This is a genomic window from Streptomyces sp. URMC 123 (genome assembly GCF_051386515.1).
Taxonomy (GTDB): Bacteria; Actinomycetota; Actinomycetes; order Streptomycetales; family Streptomycetaceae; genus Streptomyces.
This window is the reverse complement of sequence record NZ_JBPQTV010000217.1, coordinates 1-10896: the sequence shown is the minus strand read 5'-3', so window position 1 is coordinate 10896 and position 10896 is coordinate 1. Positions and strand designations below refer to the sequence as shown.

The 10896-nt window shown below is 75.4% G+C and carries 9 protein-coding genes; 5 read left to right on the top strand and 4 right to left on the bottom strand.

Annotation, left to right across the window (positions count from 1 at the left end; genetic code table 11):
* Positions 1–98: 98 nt before the first annotated feature.
* The 3 genes from otsB to ACSNOD_RS22055 all read right to left on the bottom strand — a co-directional run bounded on the left by otsB (position 99) and on the right by ACSNOD_RS22055 (position 2725).
* Complete coding sequence (gene otsB, locus ACSNOD_RS22065) at positions 99–959, bottom strand: trehalose-phosphatase (RefSeq protein WP_436768742.1); 861 nt, start codon at positions 957–959, stop codon at positions 99–101.
* A 199-nt stretch (positions 960–1158) separates the two neighbouring features.
* Complete coding sequence (locus ACSNOD_RS22060; protein ID WP_436768741.1) at positions 1159–1407, bottom strand: DUF3263 domain-containing protein; 249 nt, start codon at positions 1405–1407, stop codon at positions 1159–1161.
* Between the two features lie 85 nt (positions 1408–1492).
* On the bottom strand, positions 1493–2725 hold the full coding sequence (locus ACSNOD_RS22055; RefSeq protein ID WP_436768740.1) for an extracellular solute-binding protein: 1233 nt from the start codon (positions 2723–2725) through the stop codon (positions 1493–1495).
* Positions 2726–3106: 381 nt separating this feature from the next.
* Here ACSNOD_RS22055 and ACSNOD_RS22050 point away from each other — a divergent pair, with 381 nt between their 5' ends.
* The 5 genes from ACSNOD_RS22050 to ACSNOD_RS22030 all read left to right on the top strand — a co-directional run bounded on the left by ACSNOD_RS22050 (position 3107) and on the right by ACSNOD_RS22030 (position 8856).
* Positions 3107–4063 carry an SIS domain-containing protein gene (locus tag ACSNOD_RS22050; protein WP_436768739.1) on the top strand — a complete coding sequence of 319 codons (957 nt, stop codon included), beginning with the start codon at positions 3107–3109 and terminating at the stop codon, positions 4061–4063.
* Between the two features lie 231 nt (positions 4064–4294).
* Positions 4295–5272: an ROK family protein gene (locus tag ACSNOD_RS22045; RefSeq protein ID WP_436768738.1), complete on the top strand. Its 978-nt coding sequence runs from the start codon at positions 4295–4297 to the stop codon at positions 5270–5272.
* Between the two features lie 55 nt (positions 5273–5327).
* Positions 5328–6608: an N-acetylglucosamine-6-phosphate deacetylase gene (nagA, locus tag ACSNOD_RS22040; RefSeq protein ID WP_436768737.1), complete on the top strand. Its 1281-nt coding sequence runs from the start codon at positions 5328–5330 to the stop codon at positions 6606–6608.
* A 321-nt stretch (positions 6609–6929) separates the two neighbouring features.
* Positions 6930–7862, top strand: coding sequence for a 1-phosphofructokinase family hexose kinase (locus ACSNOD_RS22035; protein WP_436768736.1), 933 nt, complete (start codon positions 6930–6932; stop codon positions 7860–7862).
* A gap of 139 nt (positions 7863–8001) precedes the next feature.
* Positions 8002–8856 (top strand): class II fructose-bisphosphate aldolase, encoded by an 855-nt coding sequence (locus ACSNOD_RS22030; RefSeq protein WP_436768735.1) that lies wholly within the window; start codon positions 8002–8004, stop codon positions 8854–8856.
* 34 nt (positions 8857–8890) lie between these two features.
* On the opposite strand, the gene ACSNOD_RS22025 is transcribed toward ACSNOD_RS22030, so the two are convergent.
* Positions 8891–9898 (bottom strand): carbohydrate-binding protein, encoded by a 1008-nt coding sequence (locus tag ACSNOD_RS22025; protein ID WP_436768734.1) that lies wholly within the window; start codon positions 9896–9898, stop codon positions 8891–8893.
* Positions 9899–10896 lie beyond the last annotated feature (998 nt).

Genomic DNA, 10896 nt, shown 5'->3' with positions numbered 1-10896 from the left:
GCCCGCCGCGGGTGCGGCGGGCCGTCGGGTCCGGTCGGGCCGGGTCAGGACCCGACCGGGCCGGTCCGGGCCGGGTCAGGACGCGGCTTCGGGGCAGCTCAGGCCGTCTTCAGGGCGTCGGCGAGGGCCGCGAGGAGGCCCACGACGCCCGCGGGGCCCTCGACGACCAGATCGGCGCGCTTGGCCAGCTCCGTGACCTCCGCGCTGCCGCTGCACACCAGGACGCCGGCGACGCCGTCGGCGCGCAGCCGCTCCACGGCGCCGAACGCGGCCAAATCGCCGAGGTCGTCCCCGGCGTAGAGCACGGTCTCGGCCCCGGCCTCCCGGAGGTACTCGGCGAGGGCGACGCCCTTGTCGACGCCCGGCGGGCGCAGCTCCAGCACCATGCGGCCGGGCTCGACGATCAGGCCGTGCCGGTCGGCCAGCTCCCGCAGCGGGCCTTCGAGCGCCTCGTACGCGGCCTGCGGGTCGGCGGCCCGGCGGGTGTGCACGGCGATGGCCCGGCCCTTGTCCTCGATCCACGTGCCGTGCCAGGTGCCGTTGCGCTCCAGCACGCCCGGCAGCTCCGCCTGCACGGCGGCGACGCCCGGGTGCGGGGCGGGCGCCCGCACGGTGCCGGTGACCGCGTCCCAGCGCTCGGCGCCGTAGTGGCCCAGGACCACGAGGCTCTCCAGGCCCTTCACCCCGGCGAAGCCGCCGTAGCGCACCGCGACCCCGGCGGGCCGGCCGGTGACGACCGCGACGGAGCCGATCAGCGGCGCGAGGCGGGCGAGGGCCGGTACGGCGTCGGGGTGCGCGCGGGCCTGTTCGGGGTCCGCGACGATCGGGGCGAGGGTGCCGTCGAAGTCGAGCGCCACGACCGCCCGCTCGGGGCGCTCCAGCAGCGCGGCCAGGCCGTCACGCCCGGCGGGGGTGACGGGGATCAGGGACTCCGGAAGAGAAGCGCGGTGGATGCCCATGCGGTGACCATACCCGGACGCCTCCCGCTGTGGGTCGACGACCGACCGCCCCCGCCTCGCACGACGGCGCCGGCCACCGCCGTGGTGGTGTCGTCCTCAAACGCCGGACGGGCTGCTGTGCTCTGTCCTCAAACGCCGGACGGGCTTGGAGGAACCCGGCCCGGCCGGGGGCCGGGAACGGCGGGGCGCGGGTGGGGCGTCAGCGGCGGGCGCGGTGGGAGTCGCGGAGGCGCCGCAGGCGATTGATCGTCACCGGGTCGTGCTCCAGCGCCCGGGGATCGTCGAGCAGCGCGTTGAGCAGCTGGTAGTAGCGCGTCGGCGACACCCCCAGCCGCTCGCGTATCGCCCGCTCCTTCGCCCCGGGCCCGGGCCACGTCCGCCGCTCCAGGGCGAGCACGGCCCGGTCCCGTTCGGTGAGCGGCCCGGCGTTTCCGCTCTCCGTCGTCATACCGTCCACGATAGGAGACACCACTGACGGTCCCGGGTCCGGACGCGGCGGGCGGGCCGCCGGTCCGGCCGGCCGGGCCGGGTCGCTACTTGCGGCTCCGGCGGGCGTTCTCCGTCGTGTCGCCCTCGCGCTGCAGCTCACCGAGCACGCTCGCCGGGTCGCCGCCCTTGCGCACGGCGCCGCCGATCTTCTGCTTCAGCGAGGCGCTGACCGTCGCCCAGGAGGTCTTGTTCGCGGGGTAGAACTCGGCGTTGGGCATCTGGTCCAGGAAGGGCCACAGGTGCTTGTGCTCGGCGTCGGCGCGCATCGCCTCGGACGCGGAGAGGGTGACCGGCAGCAGGTCGTACTGCTTGGCGAAGGTCAGGACGTTCTTCTCGTTGTACGCGAAGTTCAGGAACTTCGCGATCTGGTCCTTGTGGCCGTTCTGCTTGAAGGCCATCATCCAGTCGGCGACGCCCATGGTCTTCTTGGACTTACCGTCCTTGCCGGGCAGCGGCACCATGTCGTACTTCACGTTCTTCGCGGCGGCCTGCTGCATCAGCGTGGGGTGCCCGTTGAGCATGCCGACCTCGCCGCGCGCGAACGCGTCGAAGACGTCCTGCCGGTTGGTCTTGGCCGGGTCCGAGCCGGTGAGGCCCTTGCCGACGAGCTCGTCGCGCAGCCAGGTGAAGGTGGCGACGTTCTCGGCCGAGTCGAGCGTGTAGGCGCCGATGTTGTCGGTGTAGCCACCGCCGCCGCTGAGCGCCCACAGCATGGTCTCGGCCGGGGCCTCCTCGGGCCCGAGCGGCAGGCCGTACGGCATCGCCACGCCGGCCTTCTTCAGCAGCTCCGCGTCCTTGGCGATGTCCGCCCAGCTCTGCGGCGGCTCCTTGATGCCGGCCTTCTCGAACAGGGTCTTGTTGTAGAAGAGCATCCGGGAGCTGGAGACGAACGGCAGCCCGTACTGCACACGTCCGACCTCGCCCGCCTTGGCCAGGTTGGGGATGAAGTCGGCCTGGGCGGGGATGGAGAGGACCTGGTCGGCGCTGTAGAGCTTGCCGGCCGCGGCGTAGTCCGCGTACGCGCCGATCTGGGCGATGTCGGGGGCCTTGCCGGCCGCGACCATGTCGGCGACCTTCTTGTCGACCTGCTCCCAGTTGTAGACCTCGACGTCGACCTTGATGCCGGGGTTCTTGGAGTGGAACTCCTTGGCCACGTCGTCCCAGTACTTCTTGGAGCTGTTCTCCGGCTTGTCGCCGTAGTCGGCCGCGACGAGCTTCAGCGTCACGTCCCCGCCGCCCGCCGCGCCGGCGTCGCATCCCACGAGGGTGAGGGACATGGCCGCCGCGACGCCCGTTGCTATGAGGCCCAAGAACCGCCGCTGCACTGCCATTACCGCCTTTTGTCCCGTTTGATCACTTGTGCCACTGGACACGCCATCAGTTTCGCCGGGCTTCCCGTACCGGCGCGGGCCGCGAGTTTTCCCCCGCGGCCCTCCCTAGGTCTACACCACGAGCCGGGGGACCTCCGTACCGCCCTTCCCTTGCCCAGGTCAGGACTGCTATCCACGAGGGCGGGCACGCGGCCGTACGAGCGCGCGCCGACGCCGTACCGACCCGCGCGCCGGCCGCGCGGCCGGCACCGTACCGACGTACCGACGTTTCGACGTATCGACGTATCGACGCCCCTGTCGCCGTATCGCACTGGAGGAGCAGCCGCCATGGCCGCAGCCGAGCAGTCCCGTACCGCAGCCGAGACAGCCACCCAGCCCACCTGCTGGCGCCGGGCGGCGCGGGCCGCCGGGGAGTGCGCGGGGCTGCCGCGGCCGGGCGAGCGCGTGGCGGTGACCGGCTGCGGCACGTCGTGGTTCATGGCGCAGGCGTACGCGGCGCTGCGGGAGGCCGCGGGGCAGGGCGAGACCGACGCGTTCGCCTCCTCCGAGTTCCCGGCCGGGCGCCGCTACGACCGGGTCGTGGCCATCACCCGCTCCGGCACCACGACGGAGGTGCTGTCGCTCCTCGGCGCGCTGCGCGGGCACGCGGCGACGGTGGCGCTCACCGCCGACCCGGACACCCCGGTCATGACGGCGGCCGACACGGTGGCCGTACTGGACTGGGCGGACGAGGAGTCCGTGGTCCAGACCCGGTTCGCCACGACGGCGCTGGCGTTCCTGCGCGCCGGCCTGGAGGCGGCCGGCGGTTGGCCGGGCGCCGCCCCCGCCGGGGTGAAGACGGTCGCCGAGGCGGCGGTGGACGCGGAGCTGGCGGTCACCCAACCGCTGCCCGAGGCGGCGCTCGCCGCCGCCCAGTGGACGTTCCTGGGCAGCGGCTGGACGTACGGGCTGGCCCAGGAGGCCGCGCTCAAGATGCGGGAGGCGGCGGGCGCGTGGACGGAGGCGTACCCGGCGATGGAGTACCGGCACGGCCCGATCGCCATCGCCGCGCCCGGCCGCGCCGTGTGGACCCTCGGCCGGCTGCCCGTGGGCCTCGCGGGCGACGTCGCCGGTGCGGGCGCCGCGCTCGTCGCCGAGTCGGACACCACGACGGGCGCGGGCGCGCTGGACCCGATGGCGGACCTGGTCCGCGTCCAGCGCCTGGCCGTCGCGGTGGCCGAGGCGCGGGGCCTCGACCCGGACCGCCCCCGCAACCTCACGCGCAGCGTGATCCTCGCCGAGTAGGCCCGCGCCTCCGGGGCCCGGGGGGAGGCTCGGCCGGGTCCCGGCCGCCGGCCCGGCGGCGAGCACCGGCGCACGGCCGGAAGCGCTGGCCTTCCGGCGGGAGCACCGGGTGCCCGGTGCCGAGCACCCGGCCCCCGGCAGGGAGCGTCGGGCCCCGGCCGGGAGCGCCGGCCTCCCAGGCGGGCAGAAGTGGACTAGACCTTTCGGGGGCCGCTCCGCGAGACTGGGGGCGTGAGACCCCGAACCCCGCTTCCCGAGCGCCACGTCATCGCCCTCGACGTCGGCGGCACCGCCATCAAGGCCGCCCTCGTCGGCGCCGAGCGCCCCGGCGGGCCCGTCGCGCTGCTGGCGGAGACCCGGCGGGCCACCGCCCGGCACCGGGGCCCGGAGGCCGTGGTGGCGACGATCCTGGACCTGGCGGACGAGCTGCGCGCCCTGGGCGTCGAGCGGTTCGGCGAGGAGGCCGCCGCGGTGGGCGTGGCCGTGCCCGGCGTCGTGGACGAGGCGACCGGGACGGCCGTCTGGTCCGCCAACCTGGGCTGGCGCGACGTCCCCTTCCGGGAGCTGCTCGGCCGCCGGCTGGGCGGCGTCCCCGTCGCCCTGGGCCACGACGTGCGCACCGGCGGCCTCGCCGAGGGCCGGGTCGGCGCGGGCCGGGGCACCGACCGCTTCCTCTTCCTGGCGCTGGGCACCGGCATCGCCGGCGCGATAGGCATCGACGGCCGCATCGAGGCCGGCGCACACGGCTGCGCGGGCGAGATGGGCCACATCGTCGTACGGCCGGGCCCCGACGGCCCGCCGTGCGGCTGCGGCGGCCGCGGCTGCCTGGAGACGCTGGCCTCGGCCTCCGCCGTGTCCCGCGCCTGGGCCGCCGCCTGCGGCGACCCGGCGGCGGACGCCGCCGGCTGCGCGGCGGCCGTGGCGGCCGGCGATCCGCGCGCGCTGCGCGTCTGGCGGGAGGCGGTCGCCGCCCTCGCCGACGGCCTGCTCACCGCGGTCACCCTGTTGGACCCCCGCGTGCTGATCATCGGTGGCGGGCTGGCCGAGGCGGGGGAAACGTTGTTGGCGCCGCTGCGCGCCGCGGTCGAGGAGCGGATCACGTTCCAGAGGCTCCCCCGTATCGTTCCGGCGGCTCTGGGGGACGCCGCCGGCTGCCTGGGCGCGGGACTGCTCGCCCGGGATCTTCTCTCCGTGGAGGTAACCACCTGATGGTGTCGCGTCAGCCCGGGGCCGGCCCCCGGGCCCCCCGAGCACGAACCCGAGCATGAGCGCGGGCGCGGGTACGGACCCGGGCCCGGGCCGGGACCACGGCGGCGGCGGTGCCGGCGGCGGCTCCGGCCGCACCGTGCTCACCGGTGCCTCCGTCGTGCTCCCGACCGGTGTCGTCGAGCGCGGCCGGGTGGTCGTGGACGGCCGTACGATCGCTTCCGCCGGCCCGGGGGCCACGGCCGAGGACTCCGCCCAGGGGGCCACCGCCCCGGACGCCGGCGCGCGGGACGCCGGCACGCGGGACGCCGGCGCGCTGGACCTGACCGGCCACTGGATCGTCCCCGGCTTCGTGGACCTCCATGTGCACGGCGGAGGCGGCGCCTCCTTCTCCGCCGGGACGGCGGACGAGGCCCTCACGGCCGTCCGCACCCACCGCCGGCGCGGCACGACCACCATGGTCGCCTCCACCGTCACCGGTGACCTGGACGACCTCGCCCGGCAGGCCGCCGCGCTCTCCGAGCTCGTCGAGCAGGGCGAGCTCGCCGGCATCCACTTCGAGGGCCCGTTCATCTCGCGGCACCGCTGCGGCGCCCACGAGCCGTCCCTGCTGCGCGACCCGGACCCCGCCGACGTGCGGAAGCTGATCGACGCGGCCCGGGGCACGGCGCGGATGATGACGCTCGCGCCCGAGCTGCCCGGCGGGCTGGACTCCGTACGGCTGCTCGCCGACCACGGAGTGATCGCCGCGATCGGTCACACCGACTCCACGTACGACGCGACCCGCGAGGCCATCGACGCGGGCGCGACCGTGGCCACCCACCTGTTCAACGCGATGCCCGGCCTGGCGCACCGCGCGCCCGGCCCCGTCGCCGCGCTGCTGGAGGACGAGCGGATCACCGTCGAGCTCATCAACGACGGGGTGCACCTCCACCCGTCCGTGCTGGAGCTCGCCTTCCACCGGGCCGGCGCCGACCGGGTCGCGCTGATCACAGACGCGATGGGCGCGGCCGGCATGGGCGACGGCCGCTACCCCCTGGGGCCGCTGGAGGTCGAGGTCGAGAACGGGGTGGCCCGGCTGGTCGAGGGCGGCTCCATCGCGGGCTCCACGCTCACCCTGGACACCGCGTTCCGGCGGGCCGTGACGGTCGACCGGCTGCCGGTGCCGGACGTCGTGCGGGCGATTTCGGCCAACCCCGCGCGGCTGCTGGGCGCCTACGACCGGATCGGCTCCCTGGAGCCCGGCAAGGACGCCGACCTGGTCGTTCTGGACGCGGAGTTCACGCTGGTCGGTGTCATGCGCAAGGGCGAATGGGTGGTCCGTCCGCAACTGCCCTGATCGTCCCGCGCCTGCCACGGCGGCGGTCGGCCCCAGCCTCTGGGCCAACCGCCGCCGTTTTGGCATGATCGCTCGCGCACGTGTCCGTACGCTCTACGGACCGAAGCACCCGTCGGGCGGGCCCGCCTGACGGGCCGCAAGGCCCGACGGACGCGGCCCGCTCCTCGGCACCGCCCCACAGCACGCACAAGCTCACGTACCAGCACACACGCACGCACCAACGCACACGCACCAGCACACACGCTCACGCACCGGCACACGCACAGTACGGCTCACGTTCATGGTTCACGACGCACCGTCCACGGCGAGGGAGGGCACCGGGTGATTCTGACGGTCACGCTCAACGCCGCTCTCGACATCACCTACCGGGTGCCGCGGCTGCGCCCGGCCGCCACCCATCGGGTGACGGAGGTTTCGGAACGCCCCGGCGGCAAAGGGCTGAACGTGGCCAGGGTGCTGGCCGCCCTCGGCCACCGGGCCGTCGTCGCGGGCTTCGCGGGCGGGCCGACCGGGCGCACCCTGCGGGAGCGGCTGGCCGCCGCCGGGGACGGCCTGGTGGACGCGCTCACCCCGGTCGGGGGCACCACGCGCCGCACGGTCGCCGTGGTCGACGCGGCGACGGGCGAGACGACCCAGCTCAACGAGGTGGGGCCGGCCATCGAGCCCGCGGAGTGGGCGCGGTTCCTGGACACCTACCGGCACTTGCTGGGCGAGGCGACCGCGGTCGCCCTCTGCGGCAGCCTGCCGCCGGGCGTGCCGGTGGGCGCCTACGCGCAGCTGGTGCGGGCCGCTCAGGGCGCCGGCGTGCCCGTACTGCTCGACACCAGCGGCGAGCCGCTGCGGCGCGGGGTCGCCGCGCGCCCGGACGTGGTCAAGCCCAACGTGGAGGAGCTCTCGGGGCTGACCGGGTTCGCCGAGCCGGTGCGGGCCGCGCGGGACGCGCGGCGACGCGGGGCCCGGTCCGTGGTCGCCTCGCTGGGCGCGGACGGGCTGTTGGCGGTGACCGCCGACGGCATGTGGCGGGTGGCGCCGCCCGCCCGGCTGAGCGGCAACCCCACGGGCGCTGGCGACTCGGCCGTCGCCGGGCTGCTGTCCGCGCTCGCCGAGGGGCTGGCGTGGCCGGCCCGGCTGGCACGGGCGGCGGCGCTCTCGGCGGCGACCGTACTGGCGCCGGTGGCCGGGGAGTTCGACCGCACGGCGTACGAGCAGGCGCTCGCGCGGGTCACGGTGGTGCCGCACCCCGCCCCGGTGTGACGGCGGACCCGGCCGCGATACGGCCGCGGGCCGGGTGTTCGGGCCGGGTGTTCCGGCCGGGCGCGGGTACGGCTTCGGACAGGACTGTCGCACCCCGGGGTGCGACCGTCCTGAGGTGACCGAGAACGGGAGGGACCGCATGCCGCTCGTCACGACCGGTGAGCTCGTCGAAGGGGCCCGCGCCGGCGCGCCGGGGCCCGTCGCCGTCGCCGCCTTCAACGTCATCACCCTGGAGCACGCGGAGGCGATCGCCCAGGGCGCGGAGGCCGCCGGGCGGCCCGCCGTTCTCCAGATCTCGCAGAACGCCGTGCGGTTCCACGGCGGCCGGCTCGGCCCCGTCGCCGCCGCGACGGCCGCCGTCGCTCGCGCGTCGAGCGCCCGCCTCGCGCTCCACCTCGACCACGTCGACGACGTCGACCTGCTGCGCGCCGCCCACCCCGAGGGCTTCGGCTCGGTGATGTTCGACGCGTCCAAGCTGCCCTACGGCGACAACGTCAAGGCCACGGCCGCGGCGGTGCGCTGGGGGCACGAGCGCGGCATCTGGGTCGAGGCGGAGCTGGGCCGGGTGGGCGGCAAGGCCGGCGAGCCGCCGCTCGACGCGCACGCCCCCGGCGTCCGTACGGACCCGGCGGAAGCGGCGGCGTACGTCGCCGAGACGGGCGTGGACGCGCTCGCCGTCGCGGTCGGCAGCACGCACGCCATGACCGAGCGCACCGCGGCGCTCGACCACGCGCTCATCGCCCGGCTGCGGGAGGCCGTGCCCGTGCCGCTGGTGCTGCACGGGTCGTCGGGGGTGCCCGACGAGGAGCTGCGGCGGGCCGTCGCCGCCGGCATGGCGAAGATCAACGTCGGCACGGCGCTCAACACGGCCTACACGGCGGCCGTACGCGCCTTTCTGACGGCCCATACGGCCGTCGACCCCCGCGCGTACCTGGCGTCGGCGCGCGACGCGATGGCGGACACGGTGGCGCGCTTCCTGCGGGTGGTCTCGTAGATCCCGCCGGTGCCGCGCGGCGCTCAGCTCTCGGTCAGCTCTTGGTGAGATAGACCTGATCGAGGTTCACATCGCAGCTGTTGCCCGCCTCGCAGGACAGCTTGATGGTGTTGGTGCCCTGGTTGAGCTGCACGAGGGACCAGGAGTACGTCCAGCCCTTCTCCCAGTCGCCCTCCTTCGCACGCGCGAAGTTCTTCATGCTCAACGGACGTGACTCCGGCTTGCCGTTCACCGTGATGGTGAGGTTGGCGTCCTTGCCGGGCACGCCGTAGGTGACGTTCAGCTTGTAGCGGCCCGGGGTGTCGAGATCCAGCGTCCAGGTGGCGGACGCGCCCGGGGTGTTCATCCCCGTGACGTACGAACCGTTCGTGCCCTTCGCGCCCTTGATCTGCTGCTCCAGCCGCGCGCCGCCGTCGATCCGCAGGCTGCCGGCGTCCGCCTTCGGCAGCTCCGCCTTCGGCTTGGGCGCGGGCTCCCCGGAGGGCTTCGCCTGGTCGTCGGGGTTGTCGGCGGGCGCGGACTGGCCACCGCCGCCGGCCTGCGGCTTGCTGTCGGAGTCCGAGTTGGTCATCATCGCCACGCCTATGCCCGCGACGACCACGGCGACGACCGCGATCGCGCCGATGAGCAGGCCCTTGACGTTCGGGCCGCCGGAGCCGCGGCCGCCGGGCCGGCCGGCGGCCGGCGCGGCCTGGCGGGGCGCGCCGCCGGGCAGTGTCTCGGGGGCGGCGTAGTGCGCGTTCCCCGCGGGGCTCGCGGGGGCGCCGGGGCCGCCCGGGCCCGCGGGCGCGCCGGGGCCGCCGGCGGGCGGCTGCGGGTAGCCGTAGCCGCCGCCCTGGGTGCGCTGCTGCCCGTACTGGCGCTCGCCGACCCGGGTGACCTGGTTGTACGAGGTGCGGGGGGTGCGGGGGCCACCGCGCTGCGCCGGCGCGCCGTCGTTCGCCTCGCCGTTCGCGCCGCCGTCGCCGCCCTCCGAGCGGTACAGATACGCGAACGGATCGTCGTTCTCGGGTGTGCTCGCGCCGTTGTTGCCGGCCGTCATCCCGTGTCACTCCCCAACTGATTTCCCGGAACACGATCGATTAGGTGCTCGGCGGGGCGGCCGCCGATCCGGCGAGCCTACCCGCTTGCCGCGTGACCCGTTCTCCGCCCGACGTGACCCCCGTCACGCCCCGCCCTCCCGGCGGGCTTGCGCGACGTCCACGTTGTGGGTCGTCCGTGACATGAGCGTCGTCGTTTTTCCGGCCGAAGGCCGGGGGTGGGTTCTTCCGGCGCCTTCGGGGCGGAGACACGGGCCCGCGCCTTCGGCCGGAGGCCGGGACAAAGCGCCCCGCCCCTTCGGGGCGGGAGGTGGTAGGTGCGGTCGTGCGCTCTGTCCGTGCGTGGGTCGGGGCCGCACCGGGGTACGGGGTGCCCTCCCGGCGGGTTTGCGCGACGACCACGGTCACGACGCATGCGACGTCAGCGCCACAAGCGCCTGCCCGCGCCTTCGGCGCGAAGCCCCCCGGCCGTAGGCCGGGAAAAGCACCCCGCCCCTTCGGGGCGGGGGGTGGTTGGTTGCGGTCGTGCGCTCTGTCCGTGGGTGGTGTCGGTGCCGCACCGGGGTACCTCCTCGGCGGCGCACCGTGCGGGTTGTTCTCCGGCTCCCCCTGGGAGCATGTGCGCCGCGCTGCGGGGGCACCCCGCCACGTCCCCTCCAGCCGGTATAGCGACGCGCCCGCGGTAGGGGGTGGAAAACCATCGGTGGTTGCCGCCGGCCCTCGGCCCCCCGCCCGTCTTCTTTTCTCCGGCGAAGCCGGAGCTGTCTCGAGCAGCAGGTCGCGGATCATGGGCCAGCCAGGCACGCAGGGAGCGCGTAACCCCCACCCCGCTTTGTGCGCCCATGCCACCGGAGGGGACGTAGCGGGGTGCCCCCGCAGCGCGGCGCACGAGACGGCGAGAAAGCCAAAGAACAAAGGAGCACGTGCGCCGCCGAGGAGGTACCCCGGTGCGGCACCGACCCCACCCACGAACAGAGCGCACGACCGCAACCCACCACCC

Excerpts from the sequence above, each read along its gene's own strand:
- ACSNOD_RS22055 (WP_436768740.1), bottom strand. The coding sequence starts at position 2,725 with ATGTCCCTCACCCTCGTGGGATGCGACGCCGGCGCGGCGGGCGGCGGG.
- ACSNOD_RS22050 (WP_436768739.1), top strand. The coding sequence starts at position 3,107 with ATGGCCGCAGCCGAGCAGTCCCGTACCGCAGCCGAGACAGCCACCCAG.
- ACSNOD_RS22025 (WP_436768734.1), bottom strand. The coding sequence starts at position 9,898 with ATGACGGCCGGCAACAACGGCGCGAGCACACCCGAGAACGACGATCCG.
- otsB (WP_436768742.1), bottom strand. The coding sequence starts at position 959 with ATGGGCATCCACCGCGCTTCTCTTCCGGAGTCCCTGATCCCCGTCACC.
- nagA (WP_436768737.1), top strand. The coding sequence starts at position 5,328 with ATGAGCGCGGGCGCGGGTACGGACCCGGGCCCGGGCCGGGACCACGGC.
- ACSNOD_RS22030 (WP_436768735.1), top strand. The coding sequence starts at position 8,002 with ATGCCGCTCGTCACGACCGGTGAGCTCGTCGAAGGGGCCCGCGCCGGC.
- ACSNOD_RS22060 (WP_436768741.1), bottom strand. The coding sequence starts at position 1,407 with ATGACGACGGAGAGCGGAAACGCCGGGCCGCTCACCGAACGGGACCGG.